Source organism: Sutcliffiella horikoshii (genome assembly GCF_021991925.1).
Taxonomy (GTDB): Bacteria; Bacillota; Bacilli; order Bacillales; family Bacillaceae_I; genus Sutcliffiella_A; species Sutcliffiella_A horikoshii_F.
This window is the reverse complement of the sequence record NZ_RXZI01000002.1, coordinates 150018-172057: the sequence shown is the minus strand read 5'-3', so window position 1 is coordinate 172057 and position 22040 is coordinate 150018. Positions and strand designations below refer to the sequence as shown.

The window sequence follows — 22040 nt, the reverse complement described above, 5'->3', positions numbered from 1 at the left end:
ATGGCCCCTCCACACATGATTCTGCCCCTAAAATTCAAAAAACCAAGCAGCCCACAAGCCACCTGGTCCATTGTCCGTCCATCAACCAACTTCCGTCTTCGCCATTGCCTCTAAAATTGCCTTGGCAACACCGCTATTAACATTCGTATCCGTGATTATATGTGCTTTTTCCTTAACGCCATCCGGTGCATTTCCCATTGCTACCGCTCTGCCGACACGCACAAACATGGAAACATCATTGTAGTTGTCACCAAGTGCCATCGTCTCTTCCATGGTAATGCCACGTTCGGCAGTGAATGTGGTCAAGGCAATGCCTTTTTGCGCATCCACACTTGTGATCTCCAAGTTGTCCTTACCGGAGGAGCTGACCGCAACGATCCCAAGGTCAAGCAGTTCAGATCGCGCCGCCTCGAGATTTTCCTTATCCAAGGAGAAAGCAAGCAGTTTATAGATGACATGGCTGTCCTCTGCCAGGATTGGGTCAAAGCTATCGACAAGCTTCACGTTGCCCTCTTCCATTCGTTCTTTGGCTGCCTTTAGTACTTTTTCATAGTCATTTTCCTCACTGGCAGACATAAACACGTCCATGATGGTTGCAACAGCTTTGTCGTAGTCTTTTGAATAGGTCCCATCCTGGGTGTAGATTTCAAAATAGATATCGTGTTTGTCCAAAATTTCAGCAAGCTTTCTTACTTCGCTGTTTGCAATAGGATTTGTGGAGACAATCGTACCGTCCGACTTGCGTGCTTCTGCTCCATTTACACAGATGATCGGGGTTACAATCCCTGCTTCCGCCAGGACATCCTTTGCCTCCGAGTAAGCTCTTCCCGTCGCGATTACCACTTCCACTCCGTTCTTTTGGGCAAGTTTAATCGCGTCCGCGTTCTCTTCACTCACCACATGGTTGTTGTTCAATAAAGTCCCGTCCATATCTATCGCTATGCATTTTACCAAGTGATTTCACCTTCTTTTATGTATTTATATCCTCTATCCTAGTTAATCTCCCTTCGCTTTTCAAACATTATACTGCGAAAACATTATGCTAAAAATTTTGAAAAGTATAATTAATTCTGTTTAAAAACGAGCTTATCCCTTATAATATAGGTATTAATCGGATTGGGTGAGGTAGAGCTCTATGAAAATTTCCTCTAATCATATAGGAAAAATCCTAAAGAATGATATTTACTCTTTATCAGGCAATCTATTGCTGAAGAAGGGGACGGTTCTGAATGCAAAGCATGTGGAAAGTCTGCAGAAGCATGCCTATTATTTCGACCAAGCGTTTGTTGTGGACGAGCCTCATCATTTGTCCAAAGAGTATTTTCATCATGTTAAGAATATGTATGAAACAAGCATCCATGCCTTTCAATCCATCTTCTCGAATCTTGAGCAGGATAGCCTGCCACCATTGGAAGATATTCAGCAGATGCTTACTCCGCTAGTCGATAAACTTGTGGACGACCCTGTTTTCACCCGTTACATAGAACAAGTAAAAAGCTATGATAACTACACGTATACTCACAGCTTGAATGTGGGGATCTATTCCTCTTTGATAGGTAAGCTCCAAGGACTGGATAAAAGCAGCATCAGTTTGCTCGGTCAAATGGGGATGTTTCATGATGTCGGGAAACTCCTTATCGACAAGGACATCCTGCAAAAGCCTGGACGCCTGACTGAAAAAGAGTGGCTGGAAATCCAAAAGCATACGACGTACGGCTATGATTTGCTTCGAAAAAATAAAACCATCGATCCCCATATTCTTCAAGGGGCCCTTCTCCACCATGAACGTTTGGATGGAAGCGGTTACCCGACAGGGATCAAGCACTCCAAGATTCCTTATTTCGTTCAGATCCTATCTGTCGCGGATATGTATGATGCCCTTTCATCGGAAAGAAGCTATCGACCGAAGCAAAATATATTCACCACTACTAAAATTCTGATACAAGAGGCAAATTATAACAGACTAAACCCAGCCATTGTCTACCCATTTGTAAGATATATCCTATCCAATCACCTACGTGAGGAGGTTGTCTTGAATAATGGTCAGCTTGCTGAGATTATCTTTATTCACGCAGACGAACCACACTTACCGATTATTAAGGTAGATGACCACTTTATCGATCTTCGAAAAAATAAAGAGTTAGAGATTTTGGATTTTGCAAATTAGCCGAAAATTAGTATGTTTGCAGGTTTTAGGAGAAGGGTAAGAAAATGAGGGGAAATACCTGATTCCAATTACTACCTTTGAAAAATTTCAAAAATGTATTAAAATGACTAACGTTGCATATTTACACACAAGGAGACTATTACATTGAAAAACCATACATCTTTCAGAACTACGGATATACTTAAATTTATTATACCTTCACTTATTGGGATCGGTTTATTCATGTTCCCAGTTATGTATAAAGACGAATTGACGATTCCTATCGCCATTCTTGCCAAACTTTTGGGCGAATTGCTAGGGAACACCATCCCAGCCATCATGACCGCGATCATCACCATTACAGCTATCGCTACGGTCGTCACCAAAATTGCCAAGCCATCTTTTACAAAAAAAGCCGGCTTCTTTAATAATTTGTTAAATGTCTCCATCTTCTGGACAGTCGTGAGGGTGCTGGCAATGTTCCTTGCCATCATGACCTTGTTTGAAATCGGACCGGAAGCAGTATGGAGCGAGGTGACAGGTGCTGTCATCCTTTATGATTTACTGCCTGTATTATTGACCGTTTTCCTTTTTGCAGGTCTATTTTTACCATTGTTATTGAACTTCGGTCTTTTGGAGCTTTTCGGGGCGCTCCTTACTAAAATTATGCGCCCGCTCTTTAAGTTGCCTGGTCGATCTTCCATCGATGCGCTTGCATCTTGGTTGGGAGATGGGACTATAGGGGTTCTTCTCACAAGTAAGCAGTATGAAGAAGGTTATTACACAAAGCGTGAGGCAGCGGTCATCGCAACCACGTTCTCTATCGTTTCCATCACGTTCAGTTTGGTTGTCATCACTCAAGTTAATCTTGGCCACATGTTCATCCCGTTTTATATCACCATTGGTGTTGCAGGTTTAGTCGCCGCGATTATCATGCCGCGTATCCCTCCGTTATCCAGAAAGCCGGATACGTATTATAACGGTGAGGAACAGGATGAAAAAGAATTGATCCCAGCAGGAACTTCCCCACTGAAATGGGGATACACCCAAGCGGTAGAGCGTGCCGCAAAAAATAAGAGTGCCGGTAAATTCTTCCGTGATGGCGGCCGCAATGTCCTTGATATGTGGATGGGCGTTGCACCGATCGTCATGACATTCGGTACGATCGCTCTTATTTTAGCGGAAAATACGAAACTATTCGTTTATCTTGGTATGCCTTTCATTCCACTACTGGAACTATTGCAAATACCTGATGCAGCCGAGGCATCCAAGTCTCTTATCGTCGGATTCGCAGACATGTTCCTGCCAGCGATTTTGGCATCTGAAATCCCAAGTGAGTTAACCCGCTTTGTCGTGGCGGCCGTTTCTGTCACACAGCTGATCTATCTATCTGAGGTCGGGGGCGTTATCTTAGGCTCTAAAGTACCTGTTTCACTTTGGGAAATGTTCGTCATCTATATCCTGCGTACGTTAATTACATTACCTGTCATCGCATTAATGGCGCATTTATTTTTCTTTTAATAGAATGAAGAAAAAGCTATCCGGAGGGGTCTTTTTAAGGACCTTTGGATAGCTTTTTTATATGCGTTTTAAAGGACTTCCGCTACCTTTAGACTCTCTAATTCTTTTTCAAGTAATTTCGCAAGTTCCAACATCCCGTACTTGCCGGCTGCTTTTTCGGCGTCAGCATTATAATTGGTGTTCGTGTTGACATCATACGTATAAATGACGCCCTTTTCATCACGGATGAATTCAATGCCTGCTACTTGAATGTTGTTAGCTTGCAGGAAATCTTCGTATTTTTTAATGATCGGGTCGGCAAAGCCTTCTAAGATGCGGAACTTTGGCTTTTCCTCCACTTCTTCGCCTACCGGACAGAAGAGGTCTCCGATTTGGCAGGCATCCGCCGGGCACAGTTCGAACCCTTCCGAGGTATCTACTTGGACCGCATAGATAAACTTTCCTCCGATGAATTCACAACGGGTGATAAAAGGCTGTGGAGCCTGGATATACTCTTGGATGAGTGTAATGCCATCCACCGGTTCTTCAAAATCAGGTCCATAAAGATATTCCTCAAGGGCGGCAGTTGAGTGGAACAATTGTACTCCAAGCCCTTTCCCTGCGCGATTATGCTTCGTTATAAAGGAATCTGTCCCGATTCGTTTGGCAGCCTGGAGGATGTTTGATTTCCCCACTGCGGCAATGGTCTTTGGTGTTTTTACCCCTGCTTTCTCAAGCGCGGTATACTGGTTGACCTTGCTTAGCTCCAGCTGGAGGGCGCGGCTGCCGTTCAGCACTTTCCTATCATGATGTTCCAGCCATGCAAGCACCGAACCAGTCAATTCCGGTGCAAAGCGATGGTTTCGGGTATGGGAAGAAGCGCTCATTCTGTTGTAGAATACGCCTTCTGGTGGAGCTTCTGTCAAAGGGACCACCCCTTCGTCCAAATGCCATTCTTCATATGGAAGATCCAATTCTTCCAATCTATTTGTAAGATGTGTCGTCCATTCACTATTTTCATGAATAATATAGATTTTTGCCACGATGTTTGCCTCCATTTTTTAATATTTTCTGCTGATGTTAAGCTTTTGCAAGTTCTTCCGCTTGAGGATGGACAAGTGGCATTACCTGCTTGGCAAAGCGCTCCATCTCTTCTAGTTGTGGGGAGAACTGCAACAACAATAAGTCCACGCCTGCCTTCTCGTATTCTTTTATCCTGTTGGCGATCTGCTCGGGCGTGCCAACAAGGTTAGGTCGCAATCCTCTATTGGATACGGAATAATCCTGAAGCTGCAGTTGCTGTTCTAATTGGGATTTGCTTGTAAAATCCTTAAATCCCGCATATGCTTCCGATTCCTTTACATCTGTGATCCGCGCTAGTTCTGCCTGCGCCTCTTCCTCCGTATCCCTGCAAATGACATAAGCAGCCATCCCAAAGGATTGAAAAGGTTGGTTAGAGGTCTCAGCTCTCTTTTCTTTCATTCCGGCGATTTTTGCACTCACTTCTTCCACGGTTCCGCCGTGCATCACATACGCATCGCAGTGGGAAGAAATGACCTCTTTGCCTTTTGGACTTTCCCCGCCTGCATAAAGGATCGGGTTAGGACGTTGAACAGGCTTCGGGAAAAGTCTTGTGTCTTTCAGTTGATAATATTTTCCGTCATAGCTGAAAGAATCTTCCGTCCATAATCCTTTGAGTACCTCTATAAACTCCTTCGTGCGGTCGTATCGCTCGTCGTGTTCCGTGAAGATTCCCCCATATTGACGAGCTTCCTCCTCCCACCAAGCAGAAACAACATTCAGGGTAAAGCGTCCGTTGCTGATATGATCGATATTCGCCGTTGCCTTCGCAGCAATTGCCGGGTTATGGAACCCTGGCCTAATCGCCGTCATGATCTCAATCTTTTCCGTGACTGCAGCCAGGGCAGCCGCCGTCGACCAAGCTTCAAGTGTATCTTCTTGCGGTCCTTTTATATCATTTAAAAATAACTCCGCAATCAATGTCGTATCATATCCGAGCTGTTCGGCCTGCTGAATTACTTTTTTCGCATAATCAAATGTCGGGGGCATATTTTCGTCCTCCACATTTCGTAACCATCCGCCAAATATCGGCAACCAAAAACCAAATTTCATCTCACACTTCCCCCTCTATATTGGTTGTAAAGCCTTTTAGAATATGTCGGCAACCAAACTTAGGTGTTGTTTGTGCGCTCCTGCGGGAGGTAGCGCTCGGTGGATACCCAGTAAGCTATCCGGGGAGGCTCCCTCTGTGCCCCGCGGAAATCAACAGTGGTGCATCAACAAATCCTTTAAGTGGAAAAAGACAAACAAAAAAACTTCTCCGATAAGAAGAAGTTTGAGTATGATCCCGTAACATCCACTTATCTCTCAAGAACATTTGTCTTGCTGGAATTGGCACCAATACATCGTCTGTATGGTTGCCGGGCTTCATAGGGCCAGTCCCTCCACCTCTCTTGATAAGAAAACTTACTATTCAATTATTATTAACTATATTAATCCTATCATGAAACTTGGGAATGGACAAGTCTTTCGTATAACTAAATAAAGGTGTGGTTATGTTAGCTTATTTATTGGATGGTTAATTAATGATTAGATGATTTGGTTTTTGCTTGTTTTGTGCGGGGATGAAGATACTTTCAAACTTAATTTTTTCTCGAGATTGTCTTCATCCACCTTATGAAGACACTTTCGTACTTCTAAGCATACTAGAATTGTCTTCATAGAAATCACAAAAAAATCCGACCTAAAAAACGCCCTCCAACATGGAAGGCGCTCCTCTAAAAACTATTACTGTAAATCTTTTTCAAAATTTGGCGCATGCAAGCCTGCTGTTTCAAAAGTCTTTCCAATTTTCTCGTGGAAACTCTGCAGTGCAGCATCCATTTCCTCTACATCAGAACCTCCTGATAACGCTGCGGCACGCTCTTCGAAATATATGGCTAGCAATTCGATGGAATCTTTCATGTCATTCTGAAGGTCAGCATCTAAACTTTCCGCTATCTCTATCCCGCGAAGTTCGTTCGCAATGCGGTTGCTTGCTTCTACAGCAGCTTCAAGATCTCCCGCTCCTTCTGATCTTTCATAAGATGTTACAGGTTCAAGATGCTTGCGGATGGTCTGAATCATTTCCATCTGTATATTCATTAGCACTGTTACCGTGTCCCCGCTTTGGTCAGTATCCGCAGCAACCTTTTCTGACTCATTAGTTTCCACTTTATTTGTATCCTCTGTACATGCAGATAAGACAATTATTAAGACAAGTATCATAGAAAAAATCCATTTTTTCATATTCAAATCTCCTTTACTTCATTGATTACGGAAATAGTGTACTCGTTTTCATGCTCACTGTATAGAGCTAACTGCAATGTTAGATTCTTCAAAAAATTTTTCCGGAATAATTTCATGTCATTTTCATATTCTTTGTTAATTATTTATTAAAATAATATTTTCTTCTTGCATTGTCACCCGACATCTCTTACAATAGGAAAATGCAAACGGTTGCACTATTTGTGCACTTATTTATATAAAAATGAATTCGTTTTCATCAAAAATAGAAAAAACGATAGAAAGAAGGCTGTTAAAATGAAAAATTTATTGTCTTTCGATTTCTGGCAGAAATTCGGAAAAGCTTTATTGGTAGTGGTTGCAGTAATGCCTGCAGCTGGTATTATGATTTCTCTTGGCAAGTTGGTTGGGATGACTGGTGGAGACATGGCTCTTGTGCAAACGATTGCAAGAGTGATGGAAGATATCGGTTGGGGAATTATCACCAATCTGCATGTATTATTCGCGGTTGCCATAGGGGGATCATGGGCAAAGGAGCGTGCAGGCGGAGCTTTTGCTGCACTGATTGCATTCGTTTTAATTAACCGTATCACTGGTGCGATCTTTGGTGTTAACAATGATATGGTGGCGGACCCTGAAGCTACTTTCACCACCCTTTTTGGACAAGAACTGGTTGTTGGTGACTACTTTACTACTGTGTTGGGTGCACCTGCATTAAACATGGGAGTATTCGTTGGTATCATTGCCGGTTTCCTTGGTGCTAACCTATTCAATAAATTTTACAACTATAGTAAATTACCAGACTCTTTATCTTTCTTTAACGGTAAACGTTTTGTACCATTCGTTGTAATTGGTGGATCTGTCATCGCAGGTGTTGCACTTAGTGTTGTTTGGCCGTTCATTCAAGGATTGTTAAACGATTTTGGTGTTTGGATCGCTTCTTCTAGAGACAGTGCACCAATCATTGCACCGTTCATTTTCGGTGCGTTAGAGCGTCTATTATTACCATTCGGATTACATCATATGTTGACGGTTCCGATGAACTACACGTCACTTGGTGGTACTTACACTATTCTTACTGGCGGCAGCGCTGGTTCGGTTGTAGCAGGACAAGATCCATTATGGTTGGCTTGGATTGCCGACCTGAACAACTTCCTAGCGGCTGGCGATACAGAATCTTATGAAGCGCTTCTACGCGAAGTGGTACCTGCTCGTTTTAAAGTAGGACAAATGATCCTTTCCTGTGCGGCATTGATTGGTATTGCTTATGCAATGTATCGCAATGTGGACAAGGATAAGCGTAAAAAGTACAAGTCTATGTTCTTCTCTGCTGGACTTGCAGTATTCTTAACGGGTGTTACTGAGCCAATCGAATTTATGTTTATGTTTGCGGCTCCTGTGTTATATGTGATGTATGCGATCATGACAGGACTTGCTTTCGCTATTGTTGATATCATTGACATTCGTGTTCATGCTTTCGGTGTAATTGAGTTATTGACTCGTACACCGATGATTGTAAAAGCTGGCTTATGGTTAGATCTTGTGAACTTTGTGATTGCATGTCTAGTATTCTTCGGATTGAACTTTGCGGTAGCGAACTTCATGATCAAGAAATTCAACTTCCCTACTCCGGGACGTAACGGCAACTATATCGAGCAAGAAGAAGGCGCTGGCAACGGTGCGGCTGCAAGTGTACAAGCTGATTCCTTGGCACCTGCGATCATCGGATTGCTTGGTGGAGCAGAAAATATTGAAGATGTCGATGCATGTATGACTCGTCTGCGTGTTACAGTAAAAGATAGAGAAAAAGTTGCAAATGAAGCTGCATGGAAAGAAAAAGGTGCACTTGGGCTGATTGTGAAGGACCGAGGAGTACAGGCGATCTATGGACCAAAAGCAGATGTCATCAAATCTGATATCCAAGACTTGTTGGGAGCGTAAAAAACGATGAAACTACTAACCTTAAACTGCCACTCTTGGCAGGAAGAGAACCAAATGGAAAAGATACAGCATATCGCGAAAGCCATTAAGGAACAAGCATACGATGTCATCGCTCTTCAAGAGGTTAGTCAAAGCATCGATGCGGAAGTTGTAACAGGGAACATTAAAGAAAACAACTTCGGCCTTGTTTTAAAGCAGGAGCTTGAGAAGCTTGGGGTTTCAGACTACGAGTTGGTCTGGGACTTCGCCCATATGGGGTATGACACGTATGAGGAAGGCCTTGCCATCTTGACTCGCCACCCTATCAAAGAGACACATTCCTACTTTGTATCGAAAAGTACGGACACGGACTTTTGGAAAACACGGAAAATAGTCGGTGTGACCATTGAGGTGAAGGGAGAAGAGTTGTCCTTTTACACATGTCATCTCGGTTGGTGGAGTGATGAAGAGGAGCCTGCGAAGTATCAGATGGATCAGCTTCTTGAAAAAGTGAAGGGAACTGAACCTTACTTCCTGATGGGTGATTTTAATAATAGCGCCCACATCAAAGGAGAAGGCTATGAATATCTGACTTCCACAGCAGGACTACATGATACATTTTTGCTGGCTTCTGAAAAGGATTCAGGAGTGACGGTGGAAGGAAAGATTGCTGGCTGGGATGAAAACAAACAGGATTTGCGGATTGACTTGATCCTGACAAGCTCCCCTGCTGTGGTGACTTCTTCAAGAGTGGTCTTTAACGGGCAAAATAGAGAAGTTGTATCGGACCATTATGGGGTAGAAGTATCTTTGGAAATATAGTCGACTTTTGACGTATTTCCTGGGAAAATGTCAAAAGGTGAACGGCACTTAGATGCTGTTCACCTTTTTTGTATGCGAGCGGGTAATTACTTGGTAGCAGCAATGGCTTCTATCTCTGCTTGGATTCTCTTTGTCCATTCATCCACTACTCTGTAGTCCATTGCTTTTACATAGATCTCCTCTAGTTTACCGTGCCATTCCTTTGCTTCTGCAAGTTTGCCTATTGCTTGTTGCATCGCTTCGGTGTAGCGGTCTTTAACAGATACAATTTCTTTCTCATATCGTTCGTCCGTCCCATTACGGATGGTGATATCGTACATATCCACGATGGCATCCCCTTCTCGCTCTGGGAAATATTCATGCGGGGCAGTACTGTCAAAAATGGCAAAACCAAGTTCCCGGCAAATGATCATATCAAGACTGTATGGATCGAACCCACAATGATAAACTTCGACGTCAAATCCTTTCTCCTCTGAAGCCTTAGCCAGTTTCTTCAGCATGGTGGACTTACCTGAACCCGGACGGCCTTTTATAAAGTAACGATGTGTCAGTCCTTCTGTCAGGTTCGGTACGAAGTCCTTAGCTCCAGCAGGTGTCGCCGCCCCGAGGAAACGGTGTCTCACATCTGCTTTTTTATCCAATGTCTTCCCTTGGAACAATTGCTCCACAAGATCATGTGTAAGCTTGTTGGCAGCTTCAAAGTTCATATTATGGATATAGTATCTTTCCCAATCATCATGTATTTTCAGCGCTCTTGCGAAAGTCTGATAAGCTGTCTGGAAGGCTTCCTTCTTTTTGGTTGCAAAGTGTTGTATTTCCGCTTTTTGTTCTGCGAGTAATTTGGAATCCCACGCTTCACCAAGGTTGACGTACTCCTCCACTGCTCCCGGAGCTTTCGGTTCAATAACATGTGGCGCAGTACCATCGACTATCCCAATGCCAAGCGCGCGTATGACCACTCCGTCCACCGACGTTGTATCAGATGAACAATGAAGCAGTTCAATGTCATATCCCTTCTCATTCCACTCTTGCCCGATCTTTTTGATAAGTGACGATTTCCCTGTCCCTGGTCCCCCTTTTAATATAAATATGCGGTCCAATCCTTCTATGTTTGATTCATAAAGGCTATAAAACCCACGCGCTGTATTTCCACCAGCATAATAGTTTAAAATTTTCCCTGCCAAGATCTAACACCCTTTCCATGGTAGGTTATCTTACAATTGCGATTCCTTTTAGCCTATGCGGCAGGGTTTGTTTGGGTGAAAGCCTAGCTTGGTGAGTGGGTGGCTGGCTCCTAGGGAGAAGTAGGTGATTTCTTGATATAATGGAATATTTCTCGATATATCTTAAAATTTCATGATATATTGTGATTTTTCATGATATATTTATAAATTTCATGATATATTCCGATTTTTCATGATATCCTTAAATATTTCCTGATATATCGGGCAAACGAAACATCAAGTAACCGCACCCCTATTAAAAAGAGTGCGGTCCCAATCATTATTTCAACTTCAATTTCGCCAATGCGTCCGCAAGTGCGGTATTCACCGGCTCGTCCTGATTCTGTTTCTTCAAGTATTGATTCACATCACGTTTGGATGCTTTCTGGTTGGAGTTGTTCTTGCGGCGTTCCTGGAAGGTACTTAATTTCTCGCGGTGTCCGCAAACACAAGCGAACATTTGCCCTTCCCCTTCCCCACGCAGTTCCAGCTTCTTACGGCATTTTGGACAACGCGCATTTGTCACCTTGGACACATTTTTACGATGCCCGCATTCTCTGTCCTGGCAAACGAGCATCTTTCCTTTTTTCCCGTTCACTTCAAGCATCGGCTTGTCGCAGTCCGGACAACGTTTGCCTGTCAGGTTGTCATGCTTGAACTTTTGGTCTGTATTTTTTATTTCATGGACAATCTGTTTGGCATAAGCCTTCATCTCATTGATGAATGCTGCTTTTTTCAGCTGCCCCTTTGCGATCATGCCAAGTTTTTGCTCCCATTCTCCTGTGAGGGCTGGAGATTTCAAGTCCTCCGGTGCAAGGTTCAACAGCTGTTTCCCTTTAGAGGTGATGTGCAAGCCTTTGCCGCGTTTTTCCATTAAGAAGCTGTTGAAAAGCTTTTCGATGATATCCGCTCTGGTGGCGACCGTTCCGATCCCGCCTGTTTCACCCAGTGTCTTCACAAGCTTCTGGTCGGTCTGTTCCATGTACTTTGCCGGATTTTCCATCGCAGAAAGCAATGTACCCTCATTAAATGGCTCAGGCGGCTTTGTTTTTCCGGAAGTAAGTTCAACCTTCCTGATCTTCAAAACGTCACCTTTATTCAAGCTCGGCAACAGTTGATCGGAAAGTCCGTCACTTCCATCCTCCTGTTCCTCCATTGAGCTAAATACTTCCTTCCAGCCTTGGGAGATAACCGTTTTTCCTTTTGCCACAAACTGTTCTGTACCAACAGAGGCAGTGATGTTTGTCTGTTCATATAGGAACGGCGGTAAAAGTACAGCAAGGAATCGCTTCACAATCAGGTCGTAAATTTTGTACTCCTTGTCGGATAGCTTGCTTAAGAGCACCGCTTCCTCTGTCGGGATGATGGCATGGTGATCGGTCACTTTTTCATTGTTCACAAAAGACTTGTTCGCTTTAATAGGTTTTGTGAGCAATTTGGATGCAATCGACTTGTAGGAGTGTGCACGAATCGCCTCCACACGCTCTTTTAATGTATCCACCATGTCAGTGGAGATATATCTGGAATCCGTTCTTGGGTACGTAACGATTTTATGTTGTTCGTATAAACGTTGCAAAATAGATAACGTCTCTTTTGCAGAGTAGCCGAAGATTCGGTTGGCATCGCGCTGTAATTCAGTCAGGTCATAAAGGGCAGGAGCGTAGCTTTTTTTCTCCGTCTTATTAATATCGGTTACCCTTGCATCCTGATTCTTCACTTTGCTGTGCAAGCTTTCCATTGCCTGCTTGTTGAAGTTTCTTCGTTCTTTTGTTTTGGCGTCTTGCCAAACCAGCTGGAATCCTTTTTCTGTGATGGCTTTCATTCCGAAGAATTCTTTTGGAACAAAGCTTCTGATTTCCTCTTCCCGTTTGGCAATCATGGCGAGTGTAGGAGTCTGGACCCTTCCACAGGAAAGCTGGGCATTGTGCTTGGTGGTAAGCGCGCGAGTTGCGTTCATCCCGACTACCCAGTCGGCTTCGGCGCGGGCAACGGCAGAGTAATAAAGGTTTTCGTATTCTTTTCCATCACGAAGCTTTGCAAAGCCTTCCTTTATGGCGCGGTCTGTGACAGAGGAAATCCAAAGTCGCTTTACTGGTTTTTGAATGCGGGCTTTTTCTAAAATCCATCTGGCAACAAGCTCCCCTTCACGGCCGGCATCTGTTGCGATGACAATTTCCTTTACATCCTTGCGGGTGAGCTGTGCTTTCACCGCACTATATTGCTTGCTTGTATTTTTGATGACGACAAGCTTCGTTTCGTTCGGCAGCATCGGCAAGTCCTCAAGCTTCCACGCTTTGAATTTTGCGTCGTAGGCTTCTGGGTCAGCCAGGGTGACGAGGTGACCTAGCGCCCATGTGACGATATACTTGTCCCCTTCGAAAAATCCGTTTCCTTTTTTCGTACATTTTAATACTCTTGCTATATCTCTACCTACAGAAGGTTTTTCTGCAAGGACGACAGTTTTTGGCATAATAACAATCCTTTCAAGCTTCTTCTCTTCTAATCTTTACATATTGTGTGAGGGTAGTCAAAAAGAGAAGGCAAAGCTAGAGAAGAGAAAAATCCATAAAGAACTTTAAGGCTAAAAATATCGTGATTAGAAACGTTATGGACCCTAGTAATATAAATATAAGCCCCCTTTTACTATCGGCCTTCCATATGTCAGCTCCTTCAATTATCCAACCTATACCTGTTAACAGAAAGGCTAGGTATTTTAATGCGTTAATATCAAGTACAAATCCTATAAAGAAGAGGAAATATCCGATGATGGGTAGTATGTGGAAGACTAAAATAGGATTTCTTAGTTCCTTTTTCACTTGCTCTTTTTGTTCTGTTGTATAGTTTTTGTATTCTCCTCTGGCAAATATATAGCCTAACAATACTGCTAGTAAAATTACCCCAATTTGAATGACAAGTATGTAACTCCCCTATTCTCTTCCCTTCTTCTTCGGTAGCTTCTCCAAGGCTTTCACAGCGTCTTCTATTGTGGCCACTGGAATCAAGGTAATGTCCAGCTCTTCTTCTTTTACGGTTTTTCTCGCAATCGCTTCGTTATTTTCCCAGCCGTCATCTTGAGGGACGATGAAGTAGTCGAAGCCTGCGTTGGCAGCACCTATCACCTTTTGTTTCACCCCGCCGATCGGCCCCACTTCTCCATCAATCGTAATGGTTCCCGTACCTGCGACCGCATTTCCTTTGAGTAGAGATTCCTCCATCATTTTGTCGAGGAGGGTGAGGGTGATCATCAGGCCGGCACTTGGCCCGCCGAGATTCTCTATGTTTTGCCATTGAATGTTTTCGTCCTTACTCGTTTCAAACACTTCTTCAAAAAACACGCCTAGCATCGTATTTCCGTAGTAATCCTTATGCGGGTAGGTGGTTACCTCGACTTCGATCGCCTCCCCGTCACGCAGCAGCGTTAACGTGGTGCCCTCTCCGGCTTCCTTTTCCACGATCAGTTGATCCAAGTGTTCATATGATTCCAGCTTTTCTCCGTCCAGTTCAATTAAGAGGTCTGTTACCTCTACCTGATCCTTATCAGCCCAGTCCGGTAAAAAATGAACTGGATAGAAGCCGCGTAGCTCAAGATTCGGATCCTCGCCAAGTACCCCTCTTGCTATGTATTCCGCCTTGATTTTCGACTGGTCCATCATCTGTTTATATTGATAGTCCAGGTCCTCTATTGGCATATCGAGTTCTTCTGATACGGCTGGAACAATTTCTACCCCCTCTTCCAGAAGTAGCGTTATGATCATAAATGGCCAGATGGTGTTTTCAAGGCTGGCCACATAGGTCATGCCCAAGTCCCCATCAAGCTCCGAGCCGCCCTCATATTGGACGAATTCATCTAAATTTATTGGATCCCCCGCCAAGAGGACATCATATCCGGTCGGAATAAATCCACTTCCTATAATCACTAGCAAAACCACTACCACGATCCACGGTGCCCGTCTCTTCATCAGGTTCCCCCACCATCCTTTTTATCTACTCTTCATTTTATAGTAGATTGGTAGATTTTAGTATAGATAATCGCCATTAGAGGAAGAAACTTCTTTCATTTCCCACATAGCCATTCCTAGAAAATTTTAGTATGATGAAAAGTAGATATTTTTTTAGATAGGATGGATACAATCATGAGTTTATTGAGCATAGATGGGGTAAGCCATAGCTTTGGCGACCGTACGTTATTTAAAGATGTTTCCCTTCGCCTATTGGCAGGCGAGCATGTTGGCCTTGTCGGGGCAAATGGAGTCGGTAAATCGACGTTGATGAATATCATCACAGGGGAGATCGTGTACGACACAGGACGCGTGGAGTGGACGCCTGGTGTACATTATGGATATTTGGACCAGCATACGGTCCTGACGCCTGGAAGAACGATCAGGGACGTCCTGCGCGATGCATTCCTGCCTTTATATGAAAAAGAAAAAGAACTGAATGCCATCACCGACAAAATGGGAACGGCCACTCCGGAAGAGTTGGAAGAGCTTTTGGAACAAATGGGAGAGATTCAAGACCATTTGGATGCAGGTGGATTTTACAATTTGGATATCAAGGTAGAGGAAGCGGCACGCGGTCTTGGTTTGGACGCGATTGGGCTTGAGCGTGACGTTGCTGCACTAAGTGGTGGACAGCGAACAAAGGTCCTGTTGGCAAAGCTGTTGCTTGAGCAGCCGCAAGTGTTACTTCTGGACGAGCCGACGAACTACTTGGATGTGGAGCATATCCGCTGGTTGAGCTCGTACTTGAAGGAATACCCGCATGCCTTTCTATTGATCTCGCATGATACCGAGTTCATGAACGGGGTGGTGGATGTGATTTTCCACCTGGAATTCTCCAAGCTGACTCGCTATACAGCTTCTTATGAAAAGTTCTTGGAGCTTGCGGAAATTAATAAAAATCAACATATTAACGCTTATGAGAAGCAAAAAGAGTTCATTAAGAAGCAAGAAGACTTTATTGCGAAAAATAAAGCGCGTTACTCCACGACGGGCCGTGCGAAAAGCCGTCAGAAGCAACTGGACCGCATGGAACGTATCGACCGCCCAGAGACAGCTGCAAAGCCTACATTTGAGTTTAAAGAGTCTCGTGCAAGCAGCCGTTATGTGGTGGAAGCGAAGGACCTTGAGATTGGATATGCTGATCCACTATTACCAAAGCTTACGATGGAAATCGAGCGCGGGGATAAGATTGCGATTGTCGGGTGCAATGGAGTTGGTAAATCTACTTTGCTGAAGACGATTTTGGGTAAAATTGATCCTCTTGGCGGTTCCGTCATCCGCGGTGACTTCCTTTTCCCTTCTTACTTTGAGCAGGAAGTAAAAGCGAAGGATATCACGCCAATTGATGATGTGTGGAACGAGTTTCCTTCCCTTGATCAGCATCAGGTTCGCGCGATCTTGGCGCGTTGCGGGTTAAAGAATGAGCACATCTCCCGTCCGTTGAGCCAGCTGAGCGGTGGGGAGCAAGCCAAAGTAAGATTATGTAAGCTGATGATGCATGAAAGCAACTGGCTGCTGTTTGACGAGCCGACAAATCACTTGGATGTGGTAGCGAAAGAGGAATTAAAGCGTGCTATCAAAGCCTATAAAGGCACTATCCTCCTTGTCTGTCACGAACCTAGCTTTTATGAAGACTGGGTGACAAAGGTGTGGAACGTGGAAGAATGGGCGGACCAAAAACAATAGAGAGACAACAAAGAGCAGCATGGGGCATTCCCTGCTGCTCTTTTATTTGTCTTTTAGTAGTTTTACAACGGCTTCGGATCGTAACTCGAACCCGTCCAGTCCGTCAATTCACAAATTGCTTCCCAAAGCTTGGGATAAAATTCGAACTTTGCCCCTCTTTCCAACGCCTGGGCAGGGATTCCCTTCAAGCTTTTCGTATTCAAACCGATCATCCTGCGAACAAGCTGGATGTGGTGCTTACGGAACGTCTGGAAGTTTTCATCAAACGCAATCAATTCTTGCATGAGCAAGTAAAGCTCATAATTATCTTTCGCGGCCTTATGCAGCATGAACGGTGTCATCTGCTTATCGTTCAGAAGCTGTTCAAACGGTGCCCATAAGGTCGGTCCAAGCCTTAGGATTTCATTGAAGCCTGGTGAATCCTGACCGCTTCCACGTCCGAGAGCGAGTCTGATAGTATGGTAATCTCTTGGACTGATCACTTTCACCATATCAAAGACTGGAGGAAGATGTTTAAGGTGCATATTCACCCTTTGGAGCTGTTGTGTTGCCTCCATCACTTCCCCGTGCTGCATATTGGCATCTGCTAAGTGAATGTACTGAATGATCAGCTTGAAATGGAGCTCAGCGATTTGATGAATCATTTGAAACGTGAGTTCGTCATCACAAGAAAGTTCCCCGGCTCCCTTTTGTAAGCCTAATAGCTCTTCCGTACGAATATACTTTTCATAATCTGTCACTTTTTTCTCTTCCATTTCTTCTCCTCCAAATACCGGATAAATGGAATGTCGCTAGCAACTAATGTCTTCTATCTTCCATTCACACGTTTATGTAACCCCTTACATTCATGTTACGCACTCGGACAAATAACTGTCAAGCTACAAATGAGACCCCGTTAACTTTGAAGCCACTGAAAGAGTAATGAAATATTTGGTTAACAGCGCTGTTGATTTCCACGGGGCGACCTTGAGCATCCTCGGGCTAAGCCCTGCGGGGGTCTCAATATTGTCGCTATCCCCCCGTAGGAGTCTTCGCCTATTGCTCCAATCAACAGCTAGAAACCATATTAAAGATAGGTTTTCAGGTTTTATAATGACCTAATCAATTTTCCAGCAAGCTTTTATGAATCCAGATTGCCGCCTGTATGCCGTCCCCCATCGCAATTGCCGCTTGTTCCGAGTGGACGGTTATATCACCCGCCGCCCAAACATTCTCCACAGCGGTCATTTTTGTGCGAGGATCTACAAGGATATGTTTATTGTCTTCCAACTGCACTCCCAGCTGCAAAGCAAGTTCGGTGTTCGGCTTGTTGCCTCCAAGAGCTAAAAAGGCATAGGAAGAATCGATGCGTTCTCCGTTTGTCAGCGTTACTCCCTTGAAACAATCATGATCCGTATGTATTTCCTTTATTTCATCTGAAAGAAGTGTAATGCTTTTTTCGACTAACTTTTCCTTTAAACTTGCATCAACTTCCCCTTTTCCGTGATTAATAAAGGTAAGCGCACTTGTCCAGTATGTCAGGGTCAGCGCCATTGAGGCCCCTGCATTACCAGAACCAATCACAAGGGCTGGCTTATCCAGAATTTCATACCCATCGCAATCCGGACAGACGAATACACTAATACCAAGGCACGGTATTAGGCCTGGAAAGTGTGGAATATTGTCTTTAATTCCTGTTGAAAGTAAAAGTCTTTTTCCTAAGTACTCCTGGGACGTGGTGGTTACACAAAATTGCTCTTCCACTTTTCGCACGGCCTCCACTCGATGATTCTCAAATTGCACTCCCAGCTTCCCCGCTTGCGCTTTTCCAATGCTCCTAAGCTTTTCTCCACTTACCCCATCCGGCCATCCCAAGAGGTTGTGATAACAGTGACAGATACTCGACCGCCCTTTTCCATCATCCAAAACAAGCACGTTATGTTGATATCTTCCCAGTTGGATGGCTGCCTGCAGTCCGGCAATACCTCCCCCGATAATGATACAGTCATACACCACAGTAAGCTCTCCATTCTTTCATCATATGCTTTATAGTATTTGAAGTTTTCGGCGTATTATCAAACAAGTTTAATTTGTGGATTGAAAAAAATTTTTTAGAGCATGTTTCACTTTCTGTCAGCCGGGTATCTTTATTACATAACCAAGGAGGCGATAAAAAATGAAACCAACTTATAAAGAGTTTCAAAATGACGAACAAGTAGTAGGAGCAGTACAAGAGCTAAAAACTAGAGGTGTTCATGACGATGATATCTTTGTCATCACTCATGATGATGACCGTACGAAACGTGTAGCTGACAACGCTGATGCTAATACTGTTGGCGCCGGTCAAGTTGGTTTGGATACTTACGTGAAAAACATTTTCCGCAGCAAAGGCGATGAGCTTCGCGCTCAGTTCCAAGAGCTAGGATTTACAGCTCCAGAAGCGGAAGTATTAGAGGAAAAACTGGATCACGGTAAAGTGATTTTAGTTGTAAAAGATACAACAGCCAGCACAACATTTTAATCGATAATTTGAACGAGCTTAACTCCCCCCTTAACTATAGAGAGAAGCGGATGGCCCATGGTCGTCCGCTTCTTCGTTTTTTCTTTTTTCCTTTTTCGTGTTACACTCTATATAAGCAGTCTCTCAAAAAAGGCGTACGACCAATTAGGAGGGAATTAGATGACAAATGAAACGACCATGATAACCATTCAGAACGAGAAAAAACAATTACACCTTAAACCTACAAACTTATATATGTATCAAGGGTTTCAAGTCATAGAAGCCTATCATCATGATCACGCAGAATGTTATTATTTATTTTTTTATAAAACATCCTACCTCACCGGAAAATCCACACCTAAAATGAAGCGAAAATCCCGATTAAGCACCATTCTACAAAAAGGCATTCATTTCTCACCAGACCATCCATTCTTAACTTACCTACTCCATCATAATCGAATTCACACATTTCCTGCCCTGACTCCGCTTTGGGAAAAAATACAGAAACGATATTCGCCACTTGAAGCTTCCAATATCCTTACCATTTTCGATACTTATATGAAAAAAGATAAAATAACCAGGGTAATGAAGGAGCTTGCCTTGCAATATCGTAGAGAAGGCCAACTACTGCACACCTATCAACTACTGCATCTCCTAACAGACATATATCCAACCAACAAATGGGCACAAGAAATGTCCAAAAATCTTCAATACCAGTCCTATCAATCACTCTATAAGGCCCATCCATCCTCCCTGCTCTCCAAGGATCCGCTATATGTGGAGAAATGTTGCTACCACCATTTAGAACAAGACGAGTCCATGGCATTACTGCTGCAACTACTGCAAAAACAAGACCGGAAAATGGAACTGCTCTGCGTCTATACACACTTACTTATCACCCATCAAAAGGATGACCACAGTTACTATAAACATATGATTGCAAACTTACCGCCTGATTTCACAAATGATGAAAAAGTGAACCTCCTCCGTTATATCATGAGAAACCGCCCCACTCATCATGAATCGCTGTATCGTGATTTGCTCGGTTTATTAAAAAAATCCAATCAGTATGAAGACCTGTTAATTCTTCTTACGAAAAACAAAGCTCCTGTCACCGCTAAAGACCTGCCAGACCTGCAGGAAGCATTGCTCCATGTAAAATGGATGGGGAATTCCGATTGGCTGAGTGAACTCACCTTCCAATTTGATGATGACATAGCACCAAAACAAGTTCAGGCCTTGTTTCAATCCTTTGTGCCGAACTTACTTGAGTCAAAAGGACTGGACTATACAGAGCAGTGGATCACCCCATATTGCTCAAGATATCCAGGCATCCCCATTCTGATGAAAGTAAAGAAGATGGCTACCCTGAAGGACGACCCAGACAACATGTACGCACTTGGAGAACTATATTATGAATTTAAACAACTGTCAGAAGCGGTGGAGTGTTTTAACTGGGAATTGGAGTTGGATCCGACCAATGTTCGCTCCATCAAGTGGCTATCGAAGCTTTATCTCGAGATGGGGTTGGTGGAGGAATCTAAGTCTTATCAGTATATGTTGAGGGACGGGTCTTAAATGTAAAGGAGCCAGCTGAGAGGCTGACTCCTTTTCTTTATCCTATTCGCTTAATAAATAATACCTTCAAGTAGTTCCCTTCTTTAAACTCCTTAATTGTCGCGAAATCGCCTGGCAAGGAAAACTCCTCTACAATTTTGTATTTCACTTTGTTTTCTTTAAAGGCTTGGTCGATGAAGCCTTTGAACTTATCCATACCGAAAGTGGCGGCGTTGGTGGAAGCGACTATCAGGCCATTCTTTTCCGTGATGGCAATGGCATCAGATACAAGGCTTGTGTAATCCTTTTCCGCTCGGAATGTCACCTTTTTGGAGCGCGCAAAGCTTGGAGGGTCCATGATGACTACATCAAATTTCAGGTTTTTCTTTTTCGCATATTTGAAGTAGTGGAACACTTCTTCGACTAAAATGGATTGCGTTTTTTCATCTATGTTGTTTACGTTGAATTGCTCAGTCGTTTTTGGGAGGCTGCGTTTTGCCAGGTCTACGCTTGTTGTTTTGACGGCACCACCCAATGCTGCATACACAGAGAATGCACCTGTATACGAGAAGGTGTTTAAGACCGTTTTCCCTTTGGCGTATTTATCCCGTATGGTTTTCCTTACTTCCCGTTGGTCAAGGAATATTCCAACCATCGCACCATCGTTTAAATGCACAGCAAAATGGACGCCGTTTTCTTTGATGATAAGGGGTGATGGTGCTCGTTCTCCTTTTACAAAATCATCGTCCTCTACATATTGACCATCCGTGTTGAATCGTTTCTTTTCATAAATTCCTTTGTACTCGATGATTCCTTCAATAGCTTCAAGAATTTCCTTGTTGAAGGAATAGATTCCTTTGCTGTACCAGTTAATGACCAGGTACCCATCAAAGTATTCGATGGTAAAGCCACCGATTCCGTCGCCTTCTCCGTTAAAAAAGCGGAATGCATTAGTGTCTTCTGAATTCATAAGTGCTGAACGTTTGTTTACAGCTTTTTGAAGCGCACGTTGGAAGAAAGGGATATCCATTTCTTCGTTGGCGTCTTTGCTGACAATCCAGCCGTACCCTTTGTTTTGGTTACCATAGTATCCTTTACCGAGGAAGTTGTTTTGCTCATCTACCAGTTTTACGAGTGTGCCTTCTTCCTTTAAATCATTGCCGTTAAGGAGGGATTGCTTTGAGATAAGAGGATACCCACTTTTATATTGTTTGGCGAATTTATTTTTCACTTTAAGTGTCAGTTGCTGTCGCATGCTTTCATCCATTCTTTTTTGGTTTTGATTGTGGTTGTATTATAACGTAAATGAGGAAAAAAGCCGAATGTTGGGGGGGTAACAGAAATACCCTTCGAAGGTGGTGTTGAAAAAGAGAGGACATTGCCAGCCTGAAAAAAACAAA

17 protein-coding genes and 1 riboswitch are annotated in these 22040 nt (G+C 43.6%); of the genes, 7 read left to right on the top strand and 10 right to left on the bottom strand.

What is annotated here, in order from left to right; all coding sequences use genetic code 11:
* Window positions 1–81 precede the first annotated feature (81 nt).
* Window positions 82–954: a Cof-type HAD-IIB family hydrolase gene (locus EKQ44_RS06265; RefSeq protein ID WP_237662714.1), complete on the bottom strand. Its 873-nt coding sequence runs from the start codon at window positions 952–954 to the stop codon at window positions 82–84.
* A 181-nt stretch (window positions 955–1135) separates the two neighbouring features.
* Here EKQ44_RS06265 and EKQ44_RS06260 point away from each other — a divergent pair, with 181 nt between their 5' ends.
* Complete coding sequence (locus tag EKQ44_RS06260) at window positions 1136–2167, top strand: HD-GYP domain-containing protein (RefSeq protein ID WP_237662713.1); 1032 nt, start codon at window positions 1136–1138, stop codon at window positions 2165–2167.
* A 144-nt stretch (window positions 2168–2311) separates the two neighbouring features.
* On the top strand, window positions 2312–3667 hold the full coding sequence (locus EKQ44_RS06255) for a YjiH family protein (RefSeq protein ID WP_237662712.1): 1356 nt from the start codon (window positions 2312–2314) through the stop codon (window positions 3665–3667).
* A gap of 68 nt (window positions 3668–3735) precedes the next feature.
* Here the strand turns inward: EKQ44_RS06255 and EKQ44_RS06250 are convergent, their stop codons facing one another.
* The 3 genes from EKQ44_RS06250 to EKQ44_RS06240 form a co-directional block, all read right to left on the bottom strand.
* Window positions 3736–4689 carry an ATP-grasp domain-containing protein gene (locus EKQ44_RS06250; protein ID WP_237662711.1) on the bottom strand — a complete coding sequence of 318 codons (954 nt, stop codon included), beginning with the start codon at window positions 4687–4689 and terminating at the stop codon, window positions 3736–3738.
* A gap of 37 nt (window positions 4690–4726) precedes the next feature.
* Entirely contained in the window at window positions 4727–5779 is a 1053-nt protein-coding gene (locus tag EKQ44_RS06245) for an LLM class flavin-dependent oxidoreductase (protein WP_237662710.1), read from the bottom strand.
* A gap of 245 nt (window positions 5780–6024) precedes the next feature.
* A riboswitch (SAM riboswitch) is annotated at window positions 6025–6130 on the bottom strand.
* 324 nt (window positions 6131–6454) lie between these two features.
* A complete protein-coding gene (locus tag EKQ44_RS06240) occupies window positions 6455–6955 on the bottom strand; it encodes a hypothetical protein (RefSeq protein WP_237662709.1) in 501 nt (166 codons plus the stop codon).
* A 294-nt stretch (window positions 6956–7249) separates the two neighbouring features.
* On the opposite strand from EKQ44_RS06240, the gene EKQ44_RS06235 reads away from it, so the two are divergent.
* Entirely contained in the window at window positions 7250–8893 is a 1644-nt protein-coding gene (locus EKQ44_RS06235) for a PTS transporter subunit IIBC (RefSeq protein ID WP_237662708.1), read from the top strand.
* 6 nt (window positions 8894–8899) lie between these two features.
* Window positions 8900–9694 (top strand): endonuclease/exonuclease/phosphatase family protein, encoded by a 795-nt coding sequence (locus EKQ44_RS06230; RefSeq protein ID WP_237662707.1) that lies wholly within the window; start codon window positions 8900–8902, stop codon window positions 9692–9694.
* Between the two features lie 86 nt (window positions 9695–9780).
* Here EKQ44_RS06230 and EKQ44_RS06225 read toward each other — a convergent pair whose 3' ends face one another.
* The 3 genes from EKQ44_RS06225 to EKQ44_RS06215 form a co-directional block, all read right to left on the bottom strand.
* The gene (locus tag EKQ44_RS06225) at window positions 9781–10878 is read right to left on the bottom strand and encodes a PRK06851 family protein (RefSeq protein WP_237662706.1); all 1098 of its coding nucleotides are present in this window, start codon (window positions 10876–10878) and stop codon (window positions 9781–9783) included.
* A gap of 319 nt (window positions 10879–11197) precedes the next feature.
* Window positions 11198–13387 (bottom strand): DNA topoisomerase III, encoded by a 2190-nt coding sequence (locus EKQ44_RS06220; protein WP_237662705.1) that lies wholly within the window; start codon window positions 13385–13387, stop codon window positions 11198–11200.
* A 457-nt stretch (window positions 13388–13844) separates the two neighbouring features.
* The gene (locus EKQ44_RS06215; protein ID WP_237662704.1) at window positions 13845–14876 is read right to left on the bottom strand and encodes a S16 family serine protease; all 1032 of its coding nucleotides are present in this window, start codon (window positions 14874–14876) and stop codon (window positions 13845–13847) included.
* 174 nt (window positions 14877–15050) lie between these two features.
* Between EKQ44_RS06215 and EKQ44_RS06210 the strand changes: the two genes are divergently transcribed.
* A complete protein-coding gene (locus EKQ44_RS06210) occupies window positions 15051–16604 on the top strand; it encodes an ABC-F family ATP-binding cassette domain-containing protein (protein ID WP_237662703.1) in 1554 nt (517 codons plus the stop codon).
* A gap of 62 nt (window positions 16605–16666) precedes the next feature.
* Here EKQ44_RS06210 and EKQ44_RS06205 read toward each other — a convergent pair whose 3' ends face one another.
* Window positions 16667–17359, bottom strand: coding sequence for a tryptophan 2,3-dioxygenase family protein (locus tag EKQ44_RS06205; protein WP_237662702.1), 693 nt, complete (start codon window positions 17357–17359; stop codon window positions 16667–16669).
* 346 nt (window positions 17360–17705) lie between these two features.
* Window positions 17706–18599: an NAD(P)/FAD-dependent oxidoreductase gene (locus tag EKQ44_RS06200; protein ID WP_237662701.1), complete on the bottom strand. Its 894-nt coding sequence runs from the start codon at window positions 18597–18599 to the stop codon at window positions 17706–17708.
* Between the two features lie 160 nt (window positions 18600–18759).
* Between EKQ44_RS06200 and EKQ44_RS06195 the strand changes: the two genes are divergently transcribed.
* Both EKQ44_RS06195 and EKQ44_RS06190 read left to right on the top strand, forming a co-directional pair.
* The gene (locus EKQ44_RS06195; RefSeq protein ID WP_237662700.1) at window positions 18760–19104 is read left to right on the top strand and encodes a YflT domain-containing protein; all 345 of its coding nucleotides are present in this window, start codon (window positions 18760–18762) and stop codon (window positions 19102–19104) included.
* A 159-nt stretch (window positions 19105–19263) separates the two neighbouring features.
* Entirely contained in the window at window positions 19264–20661 is a 1398-nt protein-coding gene (locus EKQ44_RS06190; RefSeq protein WP_237662699.1) for a hypothetical protein, read from the top strand.
* A gap of 37 nt (window positions 20662–20698) precedes the next feature.
* Here EKQ44_RS06190 and EKQ44_RS06185 read toward each other — a convergent pair whose 3' ends face one another.
* Window positions 20699–21895: a class I SAM-dependent rRNA methyltransferase gene (locus tag EKQ44_RS06185; protein WP_237662698.1), complete on the bottom strand. Its 1197-nt coding sequence runs from the start codon at window positions 21893–21895 to the stop codon at window positions 20699–20701.
* Between the last annotated feature and the right edge of the window lie 145 nt (window positions 21896–22040).